Origin of the sequence: Janibacter melonis, from assembly GCF_003721155.3 — a bacterium.
Taxonomy (GTDB): Bacteria; Actinomycetota; Actinomycetes; order Actinomycetales; family Dermatophilaceae; genus Marihabitans; species Marihabitans melonis.
Window position 1 is genome coordinate 1856503 of the sequence record NZ_CP044548.2, and the last position, 24353, is coordinate 1880855.

At 72.6% G+C, this 24353-nt stretch carries 22 protein-coding genes; 2 read left to right on the plus strand and 20 right to left on the minus strand.

Features of this window, described 5'->3' with window-relative positions; all coding sequences use genetic code 11:
* Positions 1-3 precede the first annotated feature (3 nt).
* The 13 genes from nuoK to EEW87_RS08820 form a co-directional block, all read right to left on the minus strand.
* Positions 4-303: an NADH-quinone oxidoreductase subunit NuoK gene (gene nuoK / locus EEW87_RS08760; protein ID WP_068276877.1), complete on the minus strand. Its 300-nt coding sequence runs from the start codon at positions 301-303 to the stop codon at positions 4-6.
* On the minus strand, positions 300-1073 hold the full coding sequence (locus EEW87_RS08765) for an NADH-quinone oxidoreductase subunit J (RefSeq protein ID WP_123092294.1): 774 nt from the start codon (positions 1071-1073) through the stop codon (positions 300-302). The genes nuoK and EEW87_RS08765 overlap by 4 nt, the downstream gene beginning before the upstream one ends.
* Positions 1070-1678, minus strand: a complete 609-nt coding sequence (nuoI, locus tag EEW87_RS08770) for an NADH-quinone oxidoreductase subunit NuoI (protein ID WP_068276870.1) — start codon at positions 1676-1678, stop codon at positions 1070-1072. Before nuoI ends, EEW87_RS08765 begins: the two co-directional genes overlap by 4 nt.
* Positions 1671-3077, minus strand: coding sequence for an NADH-quinone oxidoreductase subunit NuoH (gene nuoH / locus EEW87_RS08775; RefSeq protein WP_123092295.1), 1407 nt, complete (start codon positions 3075-3077; stop codon positions 1671-1673). Before nuoH ends, nuoI begins: the two co-directional genes overlap by 8 nt.
* Positions 3074-5548 carry an NADH-quinone oxidoreductase subunit G gene (locus tag EEW87_RS08780; RefSeq protein ID WP_123092296.1) on the minus strand — a complete coding sequence of 825 codons (2475 nt, stop codon included), beginning with the start codon at positions 5546-5548 and terminating at the stop codon, positions 3074-3076. The genes nuoH and EEW87_RS08780 overlap by 4 nt, the downstream gene beginning before the upstream one ends.
* Entirely contained in the window at positions 5545-6870 is a 1326-nt protein-coding gene (nuoF, locus tag EEW87_RS08785) for an NADH-quinone oxidoreductase subunit NuoF (RefSeq protein WP_123092297.1), read from the minus strand. The genes EEW87_RS08780 and nuoF overlap by 4 nt, the downstream gene beginning before the upstream one ends.
* A 3-nt stretch (positions 6871-6873) precedes the next feature.
* The gene (gene nuoE, locus EEW87_RS08790; RefSeq protein ID WP_068276858.1) at positions 6874-7767 is read right to left on the minus strand and encodes an NADH-quinone oxidoreductase subunit NuoE; all 894 of its coding nucleotides are present in this window, start codon (positions 7765-7767) and stop codon (positions 6874-6876) included.
* Positions 7767-9107: an NADH-quinone oxidoreductase subunit D gene (locus EEW87_RS08795; protein WP_068276855.1), complete on the minus strand. Its 1341-nt coding sequence runs from the start codon at positions 9105-9107 to the stop codon at positions 7767-7769. Before EEW87_RS08795 ends, nuoE begins: the two co-directional genes overlap by 1 nt.
* Positions 9107-9991 (minus strand): NADH-quinone oxidoreductase subunit C, encoded by an 885-nt coding sequence (locus EEW87_RS08800; protein ID WP_083968989.1) that lies wholly within the window; start codon positions 9989-9991, stop codon positions 9107-9109. The genes EEW87_RS08795 and EEW87_RS08800 overlap by 1 nt, the downstream gene beginning before the upstream one ends.
* Positions 9988-10575, minus strand: coding sequence for a NuoB/complex I 20 kDa subunit family protein (locus tag EEW87_RS08805; RefSeq protein WP_123092298.1), 588 nt, complete (start codon positions 10573-10575; stop codon positions 9988-9990). Before EEW87_RS08805 ends, EEW87_RS08800 begins: the two co-directional genes overlap by 4 nt.
* A gap of 19 nt (positions 10576-10594) precedes the next feature.
* Positions 10595-10954: an NADH-quinone oxidoreductase subunit A gene (locus EEW87_RS08810; RefSeq protein ID WP_068276849.1), complete on the minus strand. Its 360-nt coding sequence runs from the start codon at positions 10952-10954 to the stop codon at positions 10595-10597.
* 75 nt (positions 10955-11029) lie between these two features.
* Positions 11030-12355, minus strand: a complete 1326-nt coding sequence (locus tag EEW87_RS08815) for a geranylgeranyl reductase family protein (RefSeq protein ID WP_068276846.1) — start codon at positions 12353-12355, stop codon at positions 11030-11032.
* 111 nt (positions 12356-12466) lie between these two features.
* Positions 12467-13162, minus strand: coding sequence for a demethylmenaquinone methyltransferase (locus EEW87_RS08820; RefSeq protein WP_123092299.1), 696 nt, complete (start codon positions 13160-13162; stop codon positions 12467-12469).
* Between the two features lie 97 nt (positions 13163-13259).
* Here EEW87_RS08820 and EEW87_RS08825 point away from each other — a divergent pair, with 97 nt between their 5' ends.
* Together EEW87_RS08825 and EEW87_RS08830 are read left to right on the plus strand one after the other, a co-directional pair.
* Positions 13260-14585 (plus strand): isochorismate synthase, encoded by a 1326-nt coding sequence (locus tag EEW87_RS08825; RefSeq protein WP_123092300.1) that lies wholly within the window; start codon positions 13260-13262, stop codon positions 14583-14585.
* 47 nt (positions 14586-14632) lie between these two features.
* Complete coding sequence (locus EEW87_RS08830; protein ID WP_163562404.1) at positions 14633-15892, plus strand: GNAT family N-acetyltransferase; 1260 nt, start codon at positions 14633-14635, stop codon at positions 15890-15892.
* A gap of 334 nt (positions 15893-16226) precedes the next feature.
* On the opposite strand, the gene EEW87_RS08835 is transcribed toward EEW87_RS08830, so the two are convergent.
* The 7 genes from EEW87_RS08835 to EEW87_RS08865 form a co-directional block, all read right to left on the minus strand.
* Entirely contained in the window at positions 16227-17150 is a 924-nt protein-coding gene (locus EEW87_RS08835) for a carbohydrate ABC transporter permease (protein ID WP_083968986.1), read from the minus strand.
* Positions 17150-18070 (minus strand): carbohydrate ABC transporter permease, encoded by a 921-nt coding sequence (locus tag EEW87_RS08840; protein WP_123092302.1) that lies wholly within the window; start codon positions 18068-18070, stop codon positions 17150-17152. Before EEW87_RS08840 ends, EEW87_RS08835 begins: the two co-directional genes overlap by 1 nt.
* An 88-nt stretch (positions 18071-18158) precedes the next feature.
* Complete coding sequence (locus EEW87_RS08845; protein WP_068276832.1) at positions 18159-19490, minus strand: ABC transporter substrate-binding protein; 1332 nt, start codon at positions 19488-19490, stop codon at positions 18159-18161.
* A 210-nt stretch (positions 19491-19700) separates the two neighbouring features.
* Positions 19701-21434, minus strand: a complete 1734-nt coding sequence (menD, locus tag EEW87_RS08850; RefSeq protein WP_123092303.1) for a 2-succinyl-5-enolpyruvyl-6-hydroxy-3-cyclohexene-1-carboxylic-acid synthase — start codon at positions 21432-21434, stop codon at positions 19701-19703.
* Positions 21435-21459: 25 nt separating this feature from the next.
* Positions 21460-22305, minus strand: coding sequence for a DNA-formamidopyrimidine glycosylase family protein (locus tag EEW87_RS08855; RefSeq protein ID WP_123092304.1), 846 nt, complete (start codon positions 22303-22305; stop codon positions 21460-21462).
* Positions 22306-22361: 56 nt separating this feature from the next.
* Complete coding sequence (locus EEW87_RS08860) at positions 22362-23948, minus strand: hypothetical protein (RefSeq protein WP_123092305.1); 1587 nt, start codon at positions 23946-23948, stop codon at positions 22362-22364.
* Positions 23945-24286, minus strand: a complete 342-nt coding sequence (locus EEW87_RS08865) for a hypothetical protein (protein WP_123092306.1) — start codon at positions 24284-24286, stop codon at positions 23945-23947. Before EEW87_RS08865 ends, EEW87_RS08860 begins: the two co-directional genes overlap by 4 nt.
* Between the last annotated feature and the right edge of the window lie 67 nt (positions 24287-24353).

The following is a 24353-nucleotide window of genomic DNA, read 5'->3' on the forward strand; positions in this document are numbered from 1 at the left end:
TCCTTACAGCTTCAGCAGGTTGGCGTCGTCGACCGAGGCCGACCGGCGGGCACGGAAGATCGCCATGATGATCGCCAGGCCGACGACGACCTCGCAGGCGGCGACGACCATGACGAAGAGGGCGATGGCCTGCCCCTCGACCGTCCCGTGCATGCGCGCGAAGGTGACGAAGACGAGGTTGGCGGCGTTGAGCATGAGCTCGACGCCCATGAAGACGATGATCGCGTTGCGGCGCAGCAGCACCGTGGCCCCGCCGATGGCGAAGAGGACCGACGCGAGGTAGATGTAGGCCATGTAGGTCATCGGCGGCCGCCCTCCTCGATCTCGTCCTCGGTGCGCGCCTCGAGCTCGGTGTACCGGGTGGGCACGGTGACCTGGTCGCGGGCCGCGAGGACCTTGTTGATGGACAGCTCGGAGATGCTGCCGTCGGGCAGCAGCGCCGGGGTGTCGACGGCGTTGTGCCGGGCGTAGACGCCGGGCACGGGCAGACCGGCGAGGTGCTTGCCCTCCTTGAAGCGACGCTCGCTCCACGCGCGCTGCGTCGGCTTGGGGGCGAGGCGCTCGCGGTAGGCGAGGACCATCGCGCCGAGCGCGGCGGTGATGAGCAGCGCGGAGGTGGTCTCGAAGACCCACACGTACCGACCGAAGATGTAGTTCGCCATGGCGTTGACGTTGCCCGGGTCGGCGTTGACCTCCGCCAGGCTCGGCGTCGCGGTGTAGCTGACGCGGCGGACGGCGGAGACGAGCAGGCCGACGATGCCGAGGGTGAGCACGACGGTCGCCAGGCGGTGGCCCTTGAGCGTCTCGACGACGCTGTCGGAGTGGTCGACGCCGACGAGCATGACGACGAAGAGGAAGAGCATCATCACCGCGCCCGTGTACACGAAGATGTGCACGACGCCGAGCAGCGGCGCCTCGAGGGTGACGAGGTAGAGCATGCCGAGGCAGATCATCGTCACGACCATGCCGAGAGCGGCGTGGACGGCCTTGCGGGCGAAGAGCAGCCCGCACGCGGCGACGGTGGCGATGACGGCGAGGACCCAGAAGGTCACCCCTTCGCCCGTGGACATCATGACTGGCCCTCCTGCGCCGTCGCGGCGGCGTGGTGCTCCTGCGCCCACCGGGTCTGCTCCGGCGTGGCCGCCGTGACCTTGCCCTGGTAGTAGTCGCGCTCCTCGAGGCCCTCGACCATGGGGTGCGGTGCGGGCACCATCCCCTGCTGGATCGGGGCGAGCAGCTGCTCCTTGGTGAAGATGAGGTCGGCGCGGTTGTTGTCCGCGAGCTCGTACTCGTTGGTCATCGTCAGCGCGCGCGTCGGGCAGGCCTCGATGCACAGCCCGCAGAAGATGCAGCGCAGGTAGTTGATCTGGTAGATCCGCCCGTAGCGCTCGCCGGGGCTGAAGCGCAGGCCCGACGCGTCGTCGTTGCTCTCGCCCTCGACCATGATCGCGTCGGCCGGGCAGGCCCACGCGCACAGCTCGCAGCCGACGCACTTCTCGAGACCGTCGGGGTGACGGTTGAGCTGGTGGCGGCCGTGGAAGCGCGGCTGGGTGGGCCACTTGACCTCGGGGTACTCCTGGGTGGCGACCTTGCGGAACATCGTCGCGAAGGTCACGCCGAAGCCGGCGACCGGTGCGAAGAGGTCCGAGAAGAACCCGCCCTTGCTCTCGTCAGCCACGGTGCTGCTCCTTCTCGGTGCTCGTGGTGGTGTCGGTGCTCGCGGGGGCGTCGGCCAGGGCCGTCGCGCCGCGACGGTCGGGCTCGACGAGCCGCTGGCCGGGCAGCGGCGGCACGGGGTAGCCGCCGGCGAAGGGGTCGACCTCGTCGGGGACGTGCGCCGCCTCCTGCTCCGCGGCCGTGCGCTTCTCGACGCGGGTCTCCCACAGCCACGTCCCGCCGAGGACGAGGACGGCGATGAAGCCGACGACGACGAGCGAGGCGATGGAGATCTCGCGGCCGAGCAGGCTCACGGTGCCGTCGCCGAAGTAGCCCAGCTCGGGGCTCGCGGCGCGCATGAAGGCGACCGCGATGACCCAGACGAGCGCGACGGGGATGAGGAACTTCCAGCCGAAGCGCATGAACTGGTCGTACCGGGTGCGGGGCAGCGAGCCGCGCAGCCAGACGAAGAAGAACATGAAGACCCACAGCTTGGCGGTGAACCACAGCACGCCCCACCAGCCCTGGTCGAGCATGCCGTCGCCGATCGCCGCGATGCCGGGAGGGGCCGCGGGGCCGCCGAGGAAGAGCGTCGTCGCCAGCGCGGAGACGGTGAACATGTTGATGTACTCGCCGAGGAAGAACATCGCGAAGCGCATGCCGGAGTACTCGGTGAAGTAGCCGCCGACGATCTCGCCCTCGCCCTCGGCGAGGTCGACCGGCAGACGGTTGGTCTCGCCGACCATCGTGATGACGTAGATGACGAAGGAGACGCACGCCGGGATGATGAACCACAGGTCGCGCTGCGCGTAGACGATCTGGCTCGTGCTCATCGACCCCGCGTAGAGGAAGACGGCGACGAGCGAGAGGCCCATGGCGATCTCGTAGGAGATGATCTGCGCCGTCGCGCGCAGCCCGCCGAGGAGCGGGTAGGTCGAGCCGGAGGACCAGCCCGCGAGGACGATGCCGTACGCGGCGACGCCGGCGACGGCGAGGACGAGCAGGCTCGCGACCGGCAGGTCGGTCAGCTGCAGCGGGGTGCGGTGGCCGAACATGCTCACGTCGCCGCCCATGGGCATGATCGCGAAGGAGACGAAGGCCATCGTCGCGAAGATGATCGGCGCGATCGTGAAGATCAGGGCGTCGGCGGCCTTGGGCCGAACGTCCTCCTTGAGCATCGACTTCATGCCGTCGGCCAGCGTCTGCAGCAGGCCGAAGGGGCCGTTGCGGTTCGGGCCGGGACGCTGCTGCATCCGGCCGATGACGCGGCGCTCGAACCAGATGACGAGCAGCACCGAGAGCAGCAGGTAGACGAAGAGGAAGAGCGCCTTGACGAGCGAGAGCCACACCGGGGTGTCGCTGAAGTCTGCCCGCGGCACCGAGGGGTTGACCTCGGTGACGAGGTAGGCGAGGTCGATCATGCGGCACCACCTGGGGTCACGGTGACGACGGCGCCCGAGCGGGCAGCCAGGGATCGGAGGTCGCAGCCCTCGGAGCGGGTCGGCAGCCACACGACGTGGTCGACCATCTCCGTGATGTGGACCGGTGCGGTGACCCGCACGCCGTCACCGGTGACGGTGACGAGGTCGCCCGGCACGACGCCGAGGGACTGCGCGCTCACCGGCGACATGAGGGCTCGCGGCGTCGGCGCGGTGCCGGCGAGGAAGGGCTCCCCGTCCTGCAGCGAGCCGCGGTCGAGCAGGTGGTGCCAGGTCGCGAGGACGAACTGGCCCGGGCCCGGCTGCGGGACGGAGACCGGCGCGGCCGGCGCGGGCGCCGAGGTCGGGGCCGTCGTGCGGGCCGGCAGCGTCGCGAGCTCGCGGCGCACCTCGCCCACGGTGCGGGTGCCGAGGAAGACGCCCATCTCGTCGGCGAGCATCGACAGCACGCGGTGGTCGCCCATCGCGGTCGTGTCCAGCGCGGCGGCGAAGGGGCGCTCGCGGCCCTCCCAGTCCAGGAAGGTCCCCTCGCTCTCGGCGTGGGGCGCGATCGGCAGGACGACGTCGGCGTGCTCGGTCACCGTGCTCGGACGCATCTCGAGCGAGACGACGAAGGCGCGCTCCAGCGCGGCCCGGCCGTCGGCGTGACCGATGTCGTCGACGTCGACGCCCGCGACGAGCAGCGCGTCGAGGCGGCCGATCGCGGCGGCCTCGAGCATGCCGGCGGTGTCGCGGCCGGAGCTGTCGGGCAGCTCGCGCTCGGTCTGCCAGGCGGCGGCGACCTCGGCGCGGTCGGCGGCGGAGGTGGCGGCGCGGCCACCGGGCAGCAGGCCCGGGAGGGCGCCGGCCTCGAGCGCACCGCGCTCACCGGCGCGACGCGGCACCCAGGCCAGACGGGCGCCGGAGGCCTCGGCCAGCTCGGCCGCGGCGGAGAGGGCACCGGGCACGGTGGCCAGGCGCTCGCCGACGAGGACGACCGTCCCCGGCTCGCGCAGCGCCGTGCGGGCCGCGGCGAAGGCGTCCCCGCCCATCTGCTCGGTCGTGCCCTCGCCCGCGAGCGCGCGCAGCACCTCGGTCTCGGTGCCGGGGGCGCTCGGGATGAGCGTGCCGCCGAGCTTCTCGAGCCCGCGGGTGGCCAGGGGCGCGACGGAGTAGACCGACGTCTTGGCCTTGCGGTACCCGCGGCGCAGCCGCAGGAAGACGATGGGGCTCTCCTCCTCGGGCTCGAGCCCGACGAGGACGACCGAGGAGGCCGAGCCGAGGTCGTCGTAGGTGACCCCGCCGGTCTGCGGCGTGGAGCCGATGACGTGCGCGGCGAGGAAGTCGGCCTCCTCGGCCGAGTGCGGCCGGGCGCGGAAGTCGACGTCGTTCGTGCCGAGGACGACCCGGGCGAACTTCGCGTACGAGTAGGCGTCCTCGGTGCTCACGCGACCACCGACGAGGACGCCGGCGCCGCGGGCGGCACGCAGTCCGTCGGCCGCGGCCGCGAGGGCCTCGCGCCACGACGCGACCCGCAGCTCGCCGTCCTCGCGGATCATCGGCAGCTCGATCCGGTCGCCGGTGGTGGCGTAGGTGAAGGCCCAGCGGCCCTTGTCGCAGTTCCACTCCTCGTTGACGGCCGGGTCCGCGGCGGCCATGCGGCGCAGCACGGTGCCGCGGCGGTGGTCGGTGCGCAGCGAGCAGCCGCTGGCGCAGTGCTCGCAGGTCGTCGGGGTGGAGACGAGGTCGAAGGGGCGCGAGCGGAAGCGGTAGGCCGCCCCGGTGAGCGCGCCGACCGGGCAGATCTGCACGGTGTTGCCCGAGAAGTAGCTCTCGAAGGGTTGCTCCTCGTAGATGCCGACCTGCTGCAGCGCGCCGCGCTCGACGAGGGCGATGAAGGGGTCACCGGCGACCTGGTCGGAGAAGCGGGTGCACCGGGCGCACAGGACACAGCGCTCGCGGTCGAGCAGCACCTGGCTGGAGATGTTGATCGGCTTGGGATAGGTGCGCTTGACGTCCTCGAAGCGAGACGTGGCCCGGCCGTGGCTCATCGCCTGGTTCTGCAGGGGGCACTCGCCGCCCTTGTCGCACACCGGGCAGTCGAGCGGGTGGTTGACGAGGAGCAGCTCCATGACGCCCTGCTGCGCCTTGTCGGCGACGGGCGAGGTGAGCTGGGTCTTGACCTCCATGCCCGGGGCGACGGTCATCGTGCACGACGCCTGCGGCTTGGGCATCGGCTTGACGTTGCCCTCGCGGTCGGGCATCGCGACCTCGACGAGGCACTGCCGGCAGGCCCCGACCGGGTCCAGGCCCGGGTGGTCGCAGAAGCGCGGGATCTCGATGCCGACCTGCTCGGCGGCACGGATGATGAGGGTGTCCTTGGGGACAGAGACCTCGACCCCGTCGATGGTGAGCTCGACGGTCTCGACCGCCGGCTTCGCGGCGGCCGAGCTCTTGTCGCTCGTGACGGTCATGCGGTCACCTTCGCAGTGTCGTTCTGGGAGAAGAGCACGGACGCGGCCGGGGGGAAGAGCTCGGCGGCCGGCGTGTGGCAGCCGGCCTCGAACTCCTCGCGGAAGTACTGGACCGCCGAGGTCACCGGGCTCGTCGCGCCGTCCCCGAGCGCGCAGAAGCTGCGGCCGAGGATGTTGTCGCAGATGTCGACGAGCTTGTCGATGTCCTCCGGGGTGCCCTGGCCGTGCTCGATGCGCTCGAGGATCTGGGCGAGCCACCACGTGCCCTCACGGCACGGGGTGCACTTGCCGCAGGACTCGTGCCGGTAGAAGTCGATCCAGCGCGAGACCGCGCGCACGACGGAGACCGTCTCGTCGAAGATCTGCAGCGCGCGCGTGCCGAGCATCGAGCCGGCCGCGGCGACGGACTCGAAGTCCAGCGGCACGTCGAGGTGCTCGTCGGTGAAGATCGGCGTCGAGGACCCGCCCGGGGTCCAGAACTTCAGCTTCTTGCTCGGGTCGCGCATGCCGCCGGCCATGTCGATGAGCTCGCGCAGGGTGATGCCCAGCGGGGCCTCGTACTGGCCGGGGTTCTTCACGTGCCCGGAGAGGCTGAAGATGCCGAAGCCCTGGGACTTCTCGGTGCCCATGTCGGAGAACCACTCGGCGCCGTGGAGCAGGATCGGCGGCACGGAGGCGATGGACTCGACGTTGTTGACGACCGTCGGGCGGGCGTAGAGGCCCGCGACGGCCGGGAAGGGGGGCTTGAGGCGCGGCTGCCCGCGACGGCCCTCGAGGCTGTCGAGCAGCGCGGTCTCCTCGCCGCAGATGTACGCGCCGGCGCCGGCGTGCACGGTGACGTCGAGGTCGAAGCCCGAGCCGAGGATGTCCTTGCCGAGGTAGCCCGCGGCGTACGCCTCCTCGACCGCGCGCAGCAGTCGGCGGTAGACGTGGACGACCTCGCCGCGCAGGTAGATGAAGGCGTGGTTGCAGCCGATGGCGAAGGAGGTGATGGCCACCCCTTCGATGAGGAACTGCGGCGCCGCCATCATGAGCGGGATGTCCTTGCACGTGCCCGGCTCGGACTCGTCGGCGTTGACGACGAGGTAGCGGGGGCCGCCGTCCGGCGGCGGCAGGAAGCCCCACTTCATGCCCGTGGGGAAGCCGGCGCCGCCACGGCCGCGCAGACCGGAGTCCTTCGTCATCTGCACGAGGTCGGCTGGGTCCATGGTGAGCGCGGTGCGCAGGGCCTGGTAGCCCTCGTTGCGCTCGTAGGTCTCCAGCGTCCAGGACTGCGGCTCGTCCCAGAACTTCGTGAGGATCGGGGTCAGCTGAGTGCTCATCGTCTACTCCCCCTCGGCCTTGTTGTCGTCGTCGGCGATCTTCGTCGCCTCCGCCGAGCGAGCGTCCTCGCCGCCCGGCTTCTCGTCGGGCTCGTTGGCCGGCGCGTTGACCGAGCCGTAGGCGCCCTGCGCCACGCCGCCCGGCGCGTCCGCGCTGGCGGAGGTGCTCGTGGCGTCGGACCCGCCGGGGGCGGTCCAGCCCTCGCGCCGGGCGATCTCGACACCGCGAAGGGAGGCCGGCCCGGCCCCGACGCCCTCGTCGGCGAGACCGTCGGAGAAGCCGGCGAGGACGCGGGAGACCTGCTTGAAGGTGCACACGCGCGAGGGCCCGCGGCTCGGGGCGACGCTCTCGCCGGCGCGCAGGGCGTCGACGAGCTCGACGGTCGAGGCGGGGGTCTGGTTGTCGAAGAACTCCCAGTTCGCCATGACGACGGGCGCGTAGTCGCACGCCGCGTTGCACTCGACGCGCTCGAGGGTGATCTTGCCGTCGGCGGTCGTCTCGTCGTGGCCGATGCCGAGGTGCTCGGAGACCTCGTCCCAGATCTGGTCGCCGCCCATGATCGCGCACAGGGTGTTCGTGCAGACGCCGACGGTGTACTCGCCGTTGGGGTGCCGCTTGTACTGGGTGTAGAAGGTCGCGACGCCGGAGACCTCGGCCGTGGTGAGCTCGAGGGTCTCGGCGCAGAACTCGATGCCACGACCGGTGATGTAGCCGTCGACGGACTGGACGAGGTGCAGCAGCGGCAGCAGCGCGGAGCGCTTCTGCGGGTAGCGCGCGACGACGAGCTCGGCCTCGGCGGCCAGCTGCTCGAGCACCTCGGCCGGGTAGGGCTCCTTGCTCTCGCTCGGGACGTGGAGGTGCCCCGAGGCGGTCTGCTCTGCGAAGTTGCCGGACATCAGCGGTCCACGCCTCCCATGACGGGGTCGAGCGAGGCGACGGCGACGATGACGTCGGCGAGGTTGCCGCCCTCGCACATCGCCGCGGTGGCCTGCAGGTTGTTGAAGCTCGGGTCGCGGAAGTGCGCCCGGTAGGGGCGGGTGCCGCCGTCGGAGACGAGGTGGCAGCCGAGCTCGCCCTTCGGCGACTCGACGGCGACGTACGCCTGGCCCGGCGGGACCCGGAAGCCCTCGGTGACGAGCTTGAAGTGGTGGATGAGCGCCTCCATCGAGGTGCCCATGATCGTGCGGATGTGCTCGAGGCTGTTGCCCATGCCGTCGCCACCGACCGCGAGCTGCGAGGGCCACGCGATCTTCTTGTCCTCGACCATGACCGGGCCGGGGTTGGCCTGGAGCTCGTCGGTGACCTGCTCGATGATCCGCAGGCTCTGGTGGATCTCGTCGAGACGGATGCACAGCCGGTCGTAGGAGTCGGCACCGGTGCGGGTGATGACGTCGAAGTCGTACTTCTCGTACCCGCAGTAGGGGCTGAGCTTGCGCAGGTCGTGGGGCAGGCCCGCCGAGCGCAGCACGGGACCGGTGATGCCGAGCGCCATGCAGCCGGTGAGGCTGAGGTAGCCGACCCCCTTCGTGCGGCCCTTGAGGATCGGGGCCTCGAGGAGGAGCTTCTCCAGCTCGTGGATGCCCTGGCGGATGAGCGGCACGTTCTCGCGGATCTTGTCGATCGCGCCGTGCGGCAGGTCCTGGGCGACGCCGCCGGGACGGATGTAGGCGTTGTTCATCCGCAGGCCGGTGATGTTCTCGATGATCGACAGGATCCGCTCGCGCTCGCGGAAGCCGATCGTCATGACCGTCGTCGCGCCCATCTCCATGCCGCCGGTGCCCATGGCGATGAGGTGGGAGGAGATGCGGGTGAGCTCCATCATGAGCACCCGGATCGCGCTCGCGCGCTCGGGGATCTGCTCCTCGATGCCGAGGAGGCGCTCGATGGCCAGGCAGTAGGCCGCCTCCTGGAACATCGGGGTGAGGTAGTCCATGCGGGTGCAGAAGGTCACGCCCTGGGTCCAGGTGCGGAACTCCATGTTCTTCTCGATGCCCGTGTGGAGGTAGCCGATGCCCGCGCGGGTCTCGGTCACCGTCTCGCCGTCGAGCTCGAGGATGAGCCGGAGCACGCCGTGGGTCGACGGGTGCTGCGGGCCCATGTTGACGACGATCCGCTCCTCGGGGTGCATCCCGAGCTCGCCGATCTGCTCGTCCCAGTCTCCGCCGGAGACGTCGACGACGTAGCCCTGCGTCGCCTCGTCGGCGGCGCCGGTCGCGTGGAAGGTTTGAGCACTCATCAGCTGTACGACCTCCGCTGGTCCGGCGGCGGCACGGTGCCGCCCTTGTACTCGACGGGCACGCCGCCGAGCGGGTAGTCCTTGCGCTGGGGGTGACCGGGCCAGTCGTCCGGCATGAGGATCCGGGTGAGGTCCGGTCGGCCCTCGAAGAGGATGCCGAACATGTCCCACGTCTCGCGCTCGTGCCAGTCGGCGGCGGGGTAGACGTGGACGATGCTCGGGATCCGCGGGTCGGCGTCGGGGACGGCCACCTCGACGCGCACCCGGCGACCGCCGTGGGTGATGGAGAGCAGGTGGTAGACGGCGTGGAGCTCCTCGCCGACCTGCTGGGGGTGGTGCACACCGGAGACCGACACGCACATCTCGAAGCGCAGCCGGGGGTCGTCGCGCAGCGCCTGCATGACCGAGGGCAGCTCGGCCGGTGCGACGTGGAGGGTCAGCTCGCCGCGGTCGACGACGACGCTGCGCACCGGCGTGCCGCCGGTCGCGTCCTGCAGGTGGTCGACGACCTCGTCGAAGTAGCTGCCGTAGGGCCGCTCGGCGGCGCCCGGGAAGAGGATCGGGGAGCGCAGGCCGCCGTAGCCGGAGGTGTCTCCCCCCTTCGCCGCGCCGAACATGCCGGTGCGCTCGCCGACGACGACCGCGCCGGCGGGGTCGCCCGCGGTCGAGCGGGTCGTGCCGTCGCCGGGGCCCTGGCCCGAGCTCTGCTGCGGGGTGGCCGACGGCGCGTCGGCGACGACGTTGGTCCGCTCGACGGGGCGCTGCTCGCCCTGCAGCCCGCTCACGGGCGGCAGGTCGGGGTTGCCGGTGCCGGTCAGGCCCGCGCCCTCGGGGCGCACGGGGTCGCCCGTCGTGCCCGGGGTGTCCTTGTCCTGCTCGCTCATGCGAGGAGATTCCTTCCGACGAGGCCCTCGTGGTCGTGCGTGGGCGCGAGCAGCTCGGTCGGGGTCGCGCCGAGCGCGGCCTGCTCGGCCGCGCGGGCGGCGGCGACGCGGTTGACGCCGAGCTTGCTGCCCTGGATCTGGCCGTGCAGCTCGATGATCGCGTTGAGCAGCATCTCCGGGCGCGGCGGGCAGCCGGGCAGGTAGATGTCGACGGGGATGATGTGGTCGACGCCCTGGACGATGGCGTAGTTGTTGAACATCCCGCCCGAGCTCGCGCAGACGCCCATCGAGATGACCCACTTCGGGTTGGCCATCTGGTCGTAGACCTGGCGCACGACGGGGGCCATCTTCTGGCTCACCCGGCCGGCGACGATCATGAGGTCGGCCTGGCGCGGGGTCGCGGCGAAGCGCTCCATGCCGAAGCGGGCGAGGTCGTAGTGCGGGGTGCCGACGGCCATCATCTCGATGGCGCAGCAGGCCAGGCCGAAGGTCGCAGGCCAGATCGAGGCCTTGCGCATGTAGCCGGCGACGTTCTCGAGCGTCGTCAGGGCGATCCCTGCCGGCAGCTTCTCCTCAAGTCCCATCAGTGTGCTCCCTTTCGCGTCAGTCCCACTCGAGGCCGCCGCGACGCCACACGTAGGCGTAGGCGACGAAGATGGTGATCATGAAGAGCACCATCTCGACGAGTGCGAAGAGGCCGAGGTTGTCGAAGGCGACGGCGAAAGGCAGCAGGAAGAGCGTCTCGACGTCGAAGATGATGAAGAGCATCGCGGTGAGGTAGTACTTCACCGGGAAGCGGCCGCCCTCGGCGGCCTGGGGGGTGGGCTGGATGCCGCACTCGTAGGCCTGGGCCTTGGCGGAGTTGTACCGGGCCGGGCCGACGACCAGGCTGGTGCCCACCGACAGGAGGGCGAAGCCCAGACCCAGGGCCAGCAGGATGCCGAGCGGGATGTAGGGGTTCATCGCGTCATGACCTCGCTTTCCGTCAGCACGCTGTGACGCATGTCATTCATCCTAGGGGTCGTCATCGAAGCCTCCTCAGGCGCTCGGCGCCAGGCGCGTCATCGCCTGGATGACGCGGTCGTCGAGGCCGCCGCCGCTCTCCTGCGGCAGGTTGGCCATGAGCTTGAGCATGAAGCGCATGAGCGTCGTCCGGGGGAGACCGTACTTCGTCGCCAGGCGCATGATCTCCGGCTTGCCGATGAGCTTGGCGAACTCTGCACCGATCCGGAAGTAGCCGCCGTGCATCTGCTTCATCCGCAGGACGTAGCGCTGCAGCACGGCCTCGCGGGCCGCCAGGCTGCTCGCGCGCAGCGCCTCGTCGATGACCTCGGCGGCGACGAAGGCGGCCTCGAGGGCGTAGTCGATGCCCTCGCCGTTGAAGGGGTTGACCATGCCGCCGGAGTCGCCGACGAGGAGCAGGCCCCGGTCGTACAGCGGCTGGCGGTTGAAGGCCATCGGCAGGGCCGCGGACTTGATCGGGCCGGTGATCGTCGCCTCGGAGATGCCCCACTCGTCGGGCATCGAGGCCACCCAGCGGCGCATGACGTCCTTGTAGTCCGTGCGCCCGAAGGCCTCGGAGGTGTTGAGGATGCCCAGGCCGATGTTGCTGCGCCCGTCGCCGAGACCGAAGAGCCAGCCGTAGCCGGGCATGAGGATGTCGCGGCCGTCCTCCCCCTTCGTCCACAGCTCGAGGTGGGACTCCATGTAGTCGTCCGTGTGGCGCGGCGTCTCGTAGTACGCGCGCACCGCGACGCCCATCGGGCGGTCCTCGCGCTTCTCGCGGCCGAGGGCCACGGCCAGGCGCGAGCTCACGCCGTCGGCGGCGACGACGACGGGCGCCCGGTAGGTGACCCGCTCCCCCGTCGCGCGGCCGGTCTCGGACATGACCTTCGCGACGACGCCGACGACGCGGCCGTCGTCGTCGAGGACGGGCTCGGTGACGTTGCGCCGCTCGACCAGCTCGGCGCCGCAGCGCTCGGCGTGCCGGGCGAGGTACTCGTCGAGGTCCTCGCGGCCGCGGGCCATGCCGAAGGAGGGGAAGGAGTCGACCTCGGGCCAGTCGAGCTGGAGGCGCATGCCGCCGCCGATGATCCGCAGGCCCTTGTTGTGGGCCCAGCCGTCGGTCTCGGCGGTGGGGACCTCGAGGTGGATGAGCTGGCGGACCGCGCGCGGGGTGAGCCCGTCGCCGCAGATCTTGTCGCGGGGGAAGGAGGTCTTCTCGAGCAGGACGACGCGGCGGCCGGCCTTGGCCAGCCAGGCGGCGGTCGCGCTGCCCCCCGGACCGGCGCCGACGACGACGACATCCGCGTGCACGACGTCGCCGTCGAGCCGCGGGGTGGGGGCGTCAGCAGGGGTGGTCACGCTCGTCCTCGGGTGCTTGTGAAGGGATTCACGAACTACGACAGGGTACGTGCCGGTCGCGAAGGGGTGCAGTGAGGTTGTCCTAACCTGGCCCGTCGGGCCCGGGTCGGGTCAGGCCGGGTTGATCCCGCGGTGGAGGGCGACGATCCCGGCCGAGAGGTTGGTCCACTCGACGTCGTGCCAGCCGGCGGTGGCGAGGTCGCTCGCCAGCTCGCGCTGGCCGGGCCAGGCCTGGATCGACTCGGCGAGGTAGACGTAGGAGTCGGGGTTGGAGGAGATCCGGCGGGCCACGGCGGGCAGCGCGCCCATGAGGTAGCGCTTGTAGATCGTGCGGAAGCCCGGGACGACGGGGTCGCTGAACTCGCAGACGACGAGCCGGCCCCCCGGACGGGTGACCCGCCGGAACTCCGCGAGCGCGACGTGCCGGTCGGCGACGTTGCGCAGGCCGAAGGACATCGTCACCGCGTCGAAGGTGTCGTCGGCGAAGGGGAGGCGCATCGCGTCGGCCGCGGTGAGGGCGAGCGCGGGGTTGCGCCGGCGACCCTCGCGCAGCATCCCGAGGGAGAAGTCGGCGGGGACGACGTCGACCCCGCGGGCCGCGAAGGGCTCGCTCGAGGTGGCGGTGCCCGCCGCGATGTCGAGGACCCGCTCGCCGGTCTGCGCGTCGACGGCCTCCACGACGGCCGTGCGCCACGCGCGGTCCTGGCCGAGGGAGAGGACGTCGTTGGTGAGGTCGTAGCGCTTCGCGACGTCGTCGAACATCGTCGCGACGTCCTTGGGGTCCTTCTCGAGGGAGGCGCGGATCATGGACCCATCCTCGCACCCGGGACCCTGCCGCACGGACGGGCAGGAGGACGGCCGTGAGGACGGCCACGCCCGGGGGCAGGCGTACGCTGATCGGGCGATGACCACCCTCGACCCCGCCCTGGCGCGCCTCGACGCCCGCACCTCCCCCTCGTCGTCCCCGCGCCTGGTCTGCCGGACCGTGCGGGTGCCCGCGACCCGGGTGGGTGACCTCCTGGCCCTGCTGCCCGACGACACCTCGCAGGTGCTCTCGTGGGTGCGACGCGGCGAGGGTCTCGTCGGCTGGGGCGAGGTGGCCGGGCTGTCGGTCACCGGCGAGGACCGCTTCGGGCGGGCGCAGGACTGGTGGCGCGAGATCACCGCGGTCGCCGACGTCGATGACGAGGTCGAGGTTCCCGGCACCGGTCCGATCTGCTTCGGCTCGATGGCCTACTCGGCCCGCTCGCAGACCCCCTCCCGGCTCGTCGTCCCCGCCGTCGTCGTCGGCCGCCGGGGCCGGGACGCCTGGGTGACGACGACCTGGCTCGAGGGCGAGAAGCCCTCCCCCGTGGACGACGCGGTCGAGATCTCCCTTCGCCCCTCCCCCGCGCCGCGCGCGCCGGAGTCGATCCGCTTCAGCGACGGCGACCTCTCGGCCGGCTCGTGGGCCGGGATCGTCGAGCAGGCCGTCGCGCGGATCAGCGCCGGCGAGCTCGACAAGGTCGTCCTCGCCCGCAGCCTCGACGTCGAGGCCGACTCGCGGATCGACCCCCGATGGGTGCTGCAGCGCCTCGCGCAGGACTACGACACGACGTGGGTCTTCTCCGTCGCCGGTCTCGTCGGCGCGACCCCGGAGATGCTCGTGCGCCTCGAGCGCGGCCTCGTCACCTCGCGGGTGCTCGCCGGCACGATCCGGCGCACCGGCGACGACAGCCACGACCTCGCGCTCGCGGGCTCGCTCGCGCGCAGCAGCAAGGACCTCGAGGAGCACGAGTACGCCGTGCGCTCGGTCGCCGACGCCCTCGCCGCGCACACCTCCTCGATCAACGTGCCGGAGTCCCCCTTCGTCCTGCACCTGACGAACGTCATGCACCTCGCGACCGACGTCGCCGGGGTCGTCGACGACACGTCGACCTCGCTCGCGCTCGCGGCCTCGCTGCACCCCTCCGCCGCCGTGTGCGGCACGCCGACCCCCGTCGCCGACGGGCTCATCGGCGAGCTCGAGCAGATGGACCGCGGCCGCTACGCCGGGCCGGTGGGCTGGATGGACGCGACCGGCGACGGCGAGTGGGGCATCGCGCTGCGGTGCGGCGCGCAGACCTCGCCGACCTCGCTGCGCCTCTACGCGGGCTGCGGGATCGTCGCCGGGTCCGACGCCGCGAGCGAGGTGGCGGAGTCGGACGCGAAGTTCCTCCCGATGCGCCAGGCGCTCACCCCTCCCGCCTGACCCGTAACTCGCGTGACACCCGTGCCCGGCGCGGGCAGGGTGGACGGGTGAGCACCCACCCGCAGCACGCCGTCACCGCCGACCCCGACGTCGAGCGCTTCGCCGCGATCGACGACCTCGTGTGGTTCGACGACATCGGCTTCGACGAGGCCGTGTCGCACGCGCGGGCGGTCCCCCACCGGTGGGCCGTCACCGCTGCCGGTGGTGACGACGGGTCGCCGTACCGCGGCATCGCGGGAGCCTTCGAGATGGAGCTCACCGTGCCGGGGGCGCCGGGCGGCGAGCCGACGCAGCTGCCCGTGTCGGGGCTGACCTGGGTGGGGGTGCACCCCGACCACCGGCGCACCGGCGTGCTCACCGCCCTCATGGACGCCCACCTCAGCTGGTGCCGCGAGCAGGGCCTGGCGCTCGCCGCGCTGCACGCCTCGGACGTGACGATCTACGGCCGTTTCGGCTACGCCGTCGCCTCGACCGCGGGCGAGATCTCGCTCGGTCACGGGGCGACGTTCGACGCACCGGGGGTGAGCACCGAGGGCATCACGACCTCGATGCACGACCTCTCCGACGAGCACGTGCTCGCCCGGGTGCACGCCGCGCACCGGGCTCTCGCCGCCGGCCGCGTCGGCTCGGTCACGCGCACCCTCGAGCTGGCCACCCGCGTCTACACCGACCCCGCGTCACGGCTGCGGGGCACGGAGCGGCGCCGCGTCGTCATCGCCGCGCGCGACGGTCAGGACGTCGGCTACGCGATCCTGCGGCGCCGCCCCAAGTGGGAGGACGGGCGCAGCGCCGCCACGCTCGACTGCGAGGAGTGGGCCTGGGGCGACAGCGCGGCCCAGCTCGCCCTGGCCCGGCGACTCACCTCCGTCGACCTCGTGACGCGCACGAGCCTGCGGGTCACCTCCGACGACGCCCTGCTGTGGTGGTGCGGCGGCCCGCGCACCGTCGTGCACAAGACCGGCGACGAGCTGTGGCTGCGTGTGCTCGACCTGCCCGCCGCGCTCTCCGCCCGGGGCTGGTCGGCCGACTGCGACGTCGTGCTCGAGGTGCGGGACGGGCTCTTCGAGGACCAGGCCGGTCGGTGGCGGGTGACGGCCCGCGACGGGCGCGCCGAGGTGACGCGCACCGACGACCCCGCCGACCTCGGGCTCGACGTCGGGGTGCTCGGGGCGACCTATCTCGGCGGCCGCCGCCTCGCCGCCCTCGCCCGCCAGGGCCTCGTCGAGGTCCACGACCCCGCCGCCCTGCGAGCCCTCGACGAGGTCCTGTCCACCCCCACCCTCCCCGTCCCACCCGTGAGCTTCTGACCCCGCGCCTCGCACCTCACCTGCCCCAAGTTTCTCGGGTCACCCGATAAACCCCGGCTCAGCACGAGTAGGAGACTCGTGCCGAGCGGGGGTTTGTCTTGCTGAGCCTGCCCGCGACGAAGGGGGCGCCCAGTCGCCGCCCGCTTGCCCCCCCCCTTCGGTCCCGTGCGCCCCCAAGCCCCACACGTCTCGAGTTTCTCGGGTCACCCGATAAACCCCGGCTCAGCATGGGTAAGAGACTCGTGCGAAGCGGGGGTTTGTCGTGCCGAGCCGCGCCACAACGAAGGGGGCGCCCCACCGGTCGGTGGGACGCCCCCTTCGCGCGTGGTCGGGTCTACTTCACCGAGCCCGACATCAGACCGCCGATGAAGTAGCGGCCGAGCAGGACGTAGACGAGCAGGGTGGGCAGCGAGGCGAGCAGGACGCCGGCCATGATCTGCGCGTAGTCGGGGTTCTGGCCGCCGGCGAGCTCGTTGAGCGCGTAGGTGACCGGCCCGTTGTTGCGGTTGGTGAGGAAGAGCGCGAAGAGGAAGTCGTTCCACGCGCTCGTGAACTGCCAGATGAGCGTGACGACGAAGGCCGGCGCCGAGACGGGCAGGACGACCGAGCGGAAGATCCGCCACATGCCCGCGCCGTCGATCTTCGCCGCCTCGAGGATCTCCTTGGGCACGGCCGTCGCGTAGTAGTTGCGGAAGATCAGCGTGCAGATCGGGATGCCGAAGATCGTGTGCACCGCGATGAGCTTGACGATGCCGTCGAACCACGGAGCGACCGCCTGGACGTCGAGGAGCATCGCCTGGAGCGGGATCATCACCGCCTGGTACGGGATGAACATCCCGAAGAGGAAGAGGGTGAAGACGGTCTGCGCGCCCGGGAAGCGCCAGCGCGCGAAGACGAAGCCGTTCATCGAGCCCAGCGCCGAGGACAGCACGGCCGCGACGACCGCCATGACGGCGGTGCGGCCCATCGCCGGGGCGAGCCGCTCGATCGCGCCGCGCCACCCCTCGAGGGAGAGGTCGGTCGGCAGCGACCACGCGGAGGACGGGTTGACCGCACCGCGCCCCTTGAGGCTCGTGACGACGACGACGTAGAGCGGCACGAGGACGAGGACGGCGAAGAGCACGAGCAGCCCGATGCGCACGGCCTTGGCCCGGCCGGTGCTGCGGGTGCCCGGTGCGCCGAGGTCGCGGCGGGGGCCACCGCGGACGACTCCGGAGGTGCTGACGCTCTCGGCGGGGACGGTGACGTCGGCGGCCATCAGTCGCGCTCGCTCTCTGCCTTGACGGTGTAGACGAGATAGGGGACGACGACCACCGCGACGATGACGAGCAGGATCGTCGCGTTGACCGCGGCGGCGACCGGGTCGTCCTGCGCGAAGAGCTGCGTCCACATGAGCGTCGCGGGGACCGAGGCCGTGTACGAGCTCGGCCCGGCGATGACGTAGATGAGGTCGAACATCTTCATCGACATGTGCCCGAGGATGATCAGGGCCGACAGCGCGATCGGCGAGAGCTGCGGGAAGAGCACGTGGCGGTAGACCTGCCACTCGCTCGCGCCGTCGATCCGGGCCGCCTCGCGCTGGTCCTCGGAGATCCCGCGGAAGCCGGCGAGGAAGAGCGCCATGACGTAGCCGGAGAGCTGCCAGATCGCGGGCAGGGCCATGGCGGCCATGTTGAAGCGGCCGTCACCGGACCACCAGCTCGACTGCAGGGAGTCCAGCCCGAGCTTGGCGAAGAGCTGGTTGAGGCCGACGGCCCCCTCCCCCTTCGCCGGGCTGAGCAGCCAGCGCCACACGACACCGGCGGCGATGAAGCTCACGGCCATCGGGAAGAGGTAGGTCGAGCGGAAGAAGCCCTCGGCGGAGACGCCCTTCTCGAGGAGCACGGCCCACAGCAGACCCATGAGCATCGTGCCGACCATGAAGACGACGGTGAGGACGAGGAGGTTCCACAGCGCATGCTGGTAGCCGTCGCTGCCGAGCAGCTCGGTGTAGTTGCTGTACCCGCCGGCGTGCTGGACCTTCTCGACGAACTTCCCACCGACGACGGCGCGCTTGGTCGAGACGTTGAGCGAGGTCCACACGTTCTGCGCGAGGAGCCAGTAGACGAAGACGCCGATGAGCAGGATCGACGGCGTGACCATGAGCAGTCCGGGCAGCCAGTTCTTGGCGCGGCGCACGGGTCCTCCAGGGGTGAGGGAGATGGCGAAGGGGGGCCCCACGGCCGGGACGGGTGCGTCCCGGCCGCGGGGCGATGAGCCGGTCGGCTCAGGCGTTCTTCTCGGCCGCGGCCGAGAGCTCCTTGACGAGGGTCGCCTCGTCCTTGCTGGAGGAGAACTTCGCGACCGCGGTGGAGATGTCGGTGCTCCACGCCAGCGGCACGGCGGCGCCGTGCGCGATCGAGCTGACGATGGTGTCGGAGGTGAAGTCCTCCATCGCGCTCTGCTGGTAGGCCGGGAAGTCGTCCATGGCCACGTCGGTGCGTGCGGGGATGGAGCCCTTGGCGAGGTTGAAGGCCTTCTGGCCGTCGGCGGAGCCGACCGTCATCAGCCAGTCCTTGGTGCCGTCGGGGTTCTCCGTGCCGCGGGGCAGGGTGAAGGAGTCCGCGAGGAAGTCGAAGACGCCGTCGGTCCCGGGGACGGGGAAGTAGGTGTAGTCCTCGCCCTCCTTCGCGCCGCGGTCGTCGAACTGCGCGACCGCCCAGTCGCCCATGACGTTGTAGGCGGCCTTGCCGTCGACGACGGCGTCGGTGGCCGGCGGCCAGTCGTCGCCGTCCGAGGCGGTGTTCGCGTACGACAGCAGGGTCTTGAAGTCGGAGACCGCGGTCTTGACCTCGTCGGAGTCCCACTTCGTCGTGCCGTCGAAGAGTCCGGAGTAGCCGTCGGCGCCGAGGTCGGACAGGAGCACGGTCTCGAAGAGCTGGACCTGGGTCCACGTGCCGCCGATGGACAGCGGGTTCTCGACGCCGGACTTCTTGACCTTCTCCATGTCGGCGATCCACGCCTTCATGTCCTTGGGCGTCTCGTTGATGCCGGCCTTCTTGAGCACCTGCGGGTTGGCCCACACGACGTTCGCGCGGTGGATGTTGCTCGGCACCGAGTAGATGCTGCCCTCGACGCTCAGCCGGTCGAGGAGGTCCTTCGGGAAGACCTCGTCCCCGCCGAGGGCGTCGACGACGTCGTTGACCGGCTCGATCTGGCCGGCGGCGATGTAGTCGGTGAGCTCGGCACCGGCGTGACCCTGGAAGGAGCCCGGGGGCTGGTCGTTCTTGAGGTCGGAGGCGAGCTTGGCCTTCGCGTTCGAGCCGGCGCCACCGGCGACGGCGAGGTTGACGAAGGTGTCGTTCGGGTACTGCTTCTTGTACTCGGCGACGAGGGCGTCGAGGCCCTTCTTCTCCGAGCCGGCCGCCCACCAGGTGAAGACGCCGACGTCACCGCCCGCGCCCCCCTCCTTCGGCTGGTAGGCCTCGGCGGCCGAGCTGCTGCTGCCCGAGCCGCTGCTCGAGCCCTCTGTGGTCTCGCCGCCGCCGGTCGCGCAGGCGCTCAGGCCCAGCGCCCCCACGGCGAGCAGGGCGGCGGCCCTGGAGGTGGTGCGTTGCATGTCGTTCCTTCCCGCGGGGGTCGGAGCGGTCGCCCCGACGCTGGAGCAGCGCGGCCCGAGGGCGGCGCGGCCCGAGAAGTATGGACCCGCGGTGTCGAGGATCTGGGCAGGTCGTCACGTATCCGTGACCATGCCGGTACCCGCGTGACCGCTCGGCGCTCCCAGCCGACCGCTCGTCCCGGGACTCCGACCGCCCGTCCGCGCCAGAGGTCAGCCGAGCGCGCGCAGGCGCTCTGCGACCGCCAGACCGGTGGCCCGTCGGTCACCGAGGTCGAGCGGCACGACGACGACCCGCAGCCCCGGGGCGGGGGCGAGCGCGGCGCGCAGCTCGTCGGGGGTCGTGACGGTCGTCGCCGGCCACCCGTGGGCCCGGGCGAGCGCGGCGACGTCCGTGCCCGTCGGTGTGGCGAAGACCCGCTCGAAGTCGTCCTCGAGCTCCTTCGCGCCGTACTCAAGCGTGGCGAAGATGCTGCCCCCGCGGTCGTCGAGCACGACGACCGTGAGGTCGGGCACCGGCTCGCTCGGCCCGACGAGGAGCGCGCCGGAGTCGTGGAGGAAGGTGAGGTCGCCGACGGCCGCGTAGGTCGGGACGCCCGGGTCGGCCAGGGCGAGACCGGCCGCGGTCGAGACGCACCCGTCGATGCCGGCCAGCCCGCGGCTGACGACGACGTCGACGTCGACGCGGGGGCGGGCGACGAGCTGGTGGTCGCGGGCGACCGAGCTGCTGCCGAGGAAGAGCCGGGCACCCGTCGGGAGGGCCTCGTCGACGACGCGGACGACCTCGGCGCCCGTGGTGAGGCGGTCGTGCGACCCGCCGGGCAGCTCGACGAGGGCCTCCTCGACGCGACGGCCGAGATCGGCCCAGTCGCGGGCCCAGGTGGGGTCGGCGCGAGGACCGGAGCGCTCGGCGAGCGTGGCGAAGGGGTGGACCCCCGCCGCCTCGTGCGTCGGGTCGGCCCACCGCGGGACGGTCGAGACGACGTGCACCTCGGTGCGTGGGTCGCGGGCCAGGGCCGCGACGGACCGGCCGAGCGTCGTGCGCCCGACGAGCACGAGACGCTCCGGACGGTGCGCCTCGACCCAGTCGGCGGCAGCCAGGGCGAGCGCGCCGTGCGGCAGGAGGGTCGGGGCGTCTGCGGCGCCGGGCCCGGTCTCGGCGAGCACCGGCACGTCGTGCGCCCCGGCCCAGGCGAGCGCCGCGTCGCGCTGGCCACGGGTGGCGAGGTCGCCGACGACGGCGAGGGTGCGGGGCGCGACGAGGTCGGCGGTGCCCCCCTCCCCGCCCCCGGTGGGTGCGGTCACGGTCGGCAGGGCGACCCATGGTCGTCCGTCCGGGCGCCCGGCGCAGTCGTCGGGCAGCCACGGCCCACCCACGGGCGGGGCGAGCGGGTCGCGGTAGGGCAGGTCGAGGTGGACCGGCCCGGGGTCTCCCCCGAGGGCCCCGGTGGCGGCGGCGACGGCTCGGGCGGCGGTCGAGCGCAGCGCGCGGACCTGAGCGGCGAGCCGGTCGGCGGACGGGGTCTCGACGTCGACGACGAGCCGGCAGTGACGGTGGTCGAGCAGACCGGGCTGGTCGGTCGCCTGGTTGGCCCCGACCCCGCGCAGCTCGGGCGGCCGGTCGGCGCTCAGCACGAGGAGGGGCACCTCGCCGTGGTGGGCCTCGAGCACCGCGGGGTGGAGGTTGGCCACCGCCGTGCCGCTCGTCGTGACGACAGCGGCCGGCACCCGGCTGACCTTCGCCAGCCCGAGGGCGAGGAACCCCGCGGCCCGCTCGTCGACCCGGACGTGCAGCCGCAGGCGTCCCTCGCGGTCGAGCTGCTGCGCGGCGTAGGCCAGCGGAGCCGACCGGGACCCCGGCGACAGGACGAGGTGACGCAGCCCGAGCCGGACGAGCTCGTCGAGCAGTGCCCGGGCGGCGACGGTCGCGGGAGGTGTCGGCTGCACGGGTCGATGGTGCCATCCCGGTGGGTCAGGGCACGGCGGCCCGCACCCTCGCCTCGGGGCCCGGCCCCGGCTGGCAGGACCGGCACCACCACGTGCGCCGGTTCGCGGCGTCGCCGGGGATCTCGGCGCTGACGCTCACCGGGCCGCGGCAGCGCCGGCAGCCCTGACGCTGCCGGCCGGTCACCCAGTGGGTGTCTCCCCTGGCGCGCGAGCCGGTCGTCACCTGGTAGGCGCCCTCGACCGTCGCCGACTGGCGCAGCATCCGCGCAGCCCGGTCGACGAGCCGGGGCAGGTCGACCTCGCCGACCGCCGTCCACGGGCTGACGCCGGTGAGGAAGGCGAGCTCGTTGGCCCACAGGTTGCCCAGGCCCGCCATGGCGCGCTGGTCGAGCAGGGCGCTGACGAGCGGCGTGCCCGGCCGGGCGCCCAGCCGACGGACCGCCTCGGCAGGGTCCCAGTCGTCACGCAGCGGGTCCGGGCCGAGATGCCCGACGACGTCGTGCTCGCGTGCGGTGGGCACGAGGGCGAGGTCGTGCAGCCGGATGCCGTGGACGGCTCGGCCGTCGTCGAGCCCGAGGACCAGTCGGACGTGAGGCCTCACGTCACGGGGCAGGTGCTTGCCCGGGCGCAGCGTCGACCACGACCCGTCCATCCGCAGGTGGCTGTGCAGGGTCGCCGCCGGGGAGCCGTCGAGACCGGAGAAGCGGGTCAGCAGGTGCTTGCCGTGGGTGACGTGCTCGAGCACCTCGCGCCCGGACAGGTCGCGGGTCGCGAGGGCGGGCGTGCGGAAGTCGGAGCGCACCACCGTGCTGCCCACCAGCTGGCGGTCCAGCCGCCGGGCGAGCCTGAAGACGCTGTCTCCCTCGGGCACGCGACCAGCCTCGCAGGCACGACCGACAGCGCCCGGACCGAGAGAGGACGCCGACCTCACCCACCCGGTCGCACCCGGCGCACCTCGTAGTCGACGACGACCGGACGCGCCCCGGCGGCGGGCTGCGGGTCGACGTGCTGGGCGTCGACGCGCCCGGCGTCGAGGAAGTCACCGGCGCCCTCCCGCCACCGGAGCAGCGACGGGTCGGTGACCGTGCGCTCGTCGACGAGGGCACCCGTGCTCTCGTAGAGACGAGCGGAGTGCGCCCCCGTCGCGGTGGGCGCCGCGTCCGGGAGGCGGCGCAGGTCGCCTGGCAGGTCACCCCTCAGGTCGCGGCGCACCGTCACCCAGCCGGCCCGGTCGGGGTTGCGCGCCCCGTCGAGCGCGGGGACGAGGTCCTGCACGTGCTCGAGCGAGAGGACCGAGACCCCCTCCGGCACGGGCACGCCGCCGATCGGCGCCCCGGTCGTCACGACGTGGCTCAACCCGGGGTGCTGCGCGCGGAAGACCGGGTCGGCGGCGAGCGCCGCCGCCGTGATCCCGCCCTGGCTGTGCCCGCCGAGCAGGACGGGGTCGGCCACCCCCTTCGCCCCTCGGCCGGTGCGCGCCCGCGCGTCGCTCAGGGCGGCGGTCACCGCGGTCATCGTCAGGGTGCGCTCGTGGGCCTCGAGCAGCTGGTTGCTCGTCTGGTCCCACGGGTTCGTGCCGGGTCGCGGCGAGAAGGTCTGGGTGCCGGGCACGTCGACGACCCAGGCGTACCGGCCGTCCGTCAGCGGGATGCCGGTGACCCGCACGTGGTCACCGCCCGAGACGGGGCCGTCCGCGGCGACGAGGTCGGACACCCCACGGGGCGGGCGCCAGCCGGCCGTGCTCACGGGGTGCGCCCGCACCTCGACCTCGAAGCCCGACTCGTCGAGCACGTGCCCGCCCCCGGCAGCGGTGACGACGGCGACCGCCTCGGCCTGCGTCCGGGGCGGGTAGCGCAGCCCGGCGCGGTCTGCCCGGTCGGCGAGGTAGAGGCCCAGCGGCGGGAAGCCGAGCCCGAGGCCGACGACGAGCCCCTCCGCGCCGGCGACGGAGTGCTCGAGGAGCCAGGGGTGCTCGCCGAGGACGCGGTCCACGCGCGGCCCGGCTCGTGACGGGAGCTCGCGCACCACACCGATGACCGAGCCGACGTAGGCACCGAGCCAGACCGGCGACGGTCGCGTGCGCAGGGCGGCCGCACCGAGCACCGTCGCGGCCGAGACGGGCAGGACGACGGTGGGCACCGCGATGCCGAGGACGAGGCCGGCGGTGCGGTCGACCCCTTCGACCGCCTGGCGCGCCCCGCCCTCGCCCGCGCGGTAGAGCTCCGCGGCCGCGGCCACGGTGCCGGCGAGCACCCGCAGGTGCAGCGAGGTGCCGAGCAGACCGCTCGGGCCGGCGACCGCCAGCAGGTCCGCCCCCGTCCGCGCGGTGCGGCCGGGCGCGACGAGCGCCGCCGCGACGAGCGCGGGGTCGGCGAGGACGAGGGCGAGGTCGGCGGCGCTGTCGGCGAGGTCTGCGGCGACGGCACGCAGAGCCGGGGCGGCGACGTCGAGCGCGTCGAGGGCCACGGCGATGCCGCCCGCGCCGCCGGAGATCTCGATCCCCGGCTCGCTCATGGCAGCAGGCCGATGACGGGCAGGCGGGCCGCGCGGACGAGGTCGAGCCGGTGCGAGACCGTGGTCGACAGCGTCTCGAGGTCGCGGGCGAGCGCGCTGAGGTCCTGCCCGACGACCGCGAGCTCGGCGAGGACCTCGTCCATCTCGCGCTCGTAGAGGTCCGCGGCGCCGGAGCGCCACTCGAGCTCGCCGCACCGGTGCACCACGAGGACCGCCGCCTCGAGACCGGTGCCCGCGTCGGCGACCCGGCGCGCGAGGCCCAGGAGGGCACCGGGCACGTCGGCACCGAGCAGCCCGGCGAGCGCGCCGTCGTCGAGATGGGGCAGGTCGATCTGCATGCAGCCCAGCACATCCGGTGCGGCGGCCAAGCGAGGTGGCGACGAGCCGGTTGTGGAGGCGGGCCCG

What these genes read in the sequence shown, in the direction of transcription:
- EEW87_RS08805 (WP_123092298.1), bottom strand. Translation starts at nt 10,575, where the DNA reads ATGGGACTTGAGGAGAAGCTGCCGGCAGGGATCGCCCTGACGACGCTC.
- EEW87_RS08810 (WP_068276849.1), bottom strand. Translation starts at nt 10,954, where the DNA reads ATGAACCCCTACATCCCGCTCGGCATCCTGCTGGCCCTGGGTCTGGGC.
- EEW87_RS08795 (WP_068276855.1), bottom strand. Translation starts at nt 9,107, where the DNA reads ATGAGTGCTCAAACCTTCCACGCGACCGGCGCCGCCGACGAGGCGACG.
- EEW87_RS08820 (WP_123092299.1), bottom strand. Translation starts at nt 13,162, where the DNA reads ATGATCCGCGCCTCCCTCGAGAAGGACCCCAAGGACGTCGCGACGATG.
- EEW87_RS08780 (WP_123092296.1), bottom strand. Translation starts at nt 5,548, where the DNA reads ATGACCGTCACGAGCGACAAGAGCTCGGCCGCCGCGAAGCCGGCGGTC.
- EEW87_RS08865 (WP_123092306.1), bottom strand. Translation starts at nt 24,286, where the DNA reads ATGCAGATCGACCTGCCCCATCTCGACGACGGCGCGCTCGCCGGGCTG.
- nuoF (WP_123092297.1), bottom strand. Translation starts at nt 6,870, where the DNA reads ATGAGCACTCAGCTGACCCCGATCCTCACGAAGTTCTGGGACGAGCCG.
- nuoK (WP_068276877.1), bottom strand. Translation starts at nt 303, where the DNA reads ATGACCTACATGGCCTACATCTACCTCGCGTCGGTCCTCTTCGCCATC.
- EEW87_RS08825 (WP_123092300.1), top strand. Translation starts at nt 13,260, where the DNA reads ATGACCACCCTCGACCCCGCCCTGGCGCGCCTCGACGCCCGCACCTCC.
- EEW87_RS08765 (WP_123092294.1), bottom strand. Translation starts at nt 1,073, where the DNA reads ATGATGTCCACGGGCGAAGGGGTGACCTTCTGGGTCCTCGCCGTCATC.
- EEW87_RS08835 (WP_083968986.1), bottom strand. Translation starts at nt 17,150, where the DNA reads ATGGCCGCCGACGTCACCGTCCCCGCCGAGAGCGTCAGCACCTCCGGA.
- nuoE (WP_068276858.1), bottom strand. Translation starts at nt 7,767, where the DNA reads ATGTCCGGCAACTTCGCAGAGCAGACCGCCTCGGGGCACCTCCACGTC.
- EEW87_RS08845 (WP_068276832.1), bottom strand. Translation starts at nt 19,490, where the DNA reads ATGCAACGCACCACCTCCAGGGCCGCCGCCCTGCTCGCCGTGGGGGCG.
- EEW87_RS08800 (WP_083968989.1), bottom strand. Translation starts at nt 9,991, where the DNA reads ATGAGCGAGCAGGACAAGGACACCCCGGGCACGACGGGCGACCCCGTG.
- EEW87_RS08860 (WP_123092305.1), bottom strand. Translation starts at nt 23,948, where the DNA reads ATGAGCGAGCCGGGGATCGAGATCTCCGGCGGCGCGGGCGGCATCGCC.
- nuoH (WP_123092295.1), bottom strand. Translation starts at nt 3,077, where the DNA reads ATGATCGACCTCGCCTACCTCGTCACCGAGGTCAACCCCTCGGTGCCG.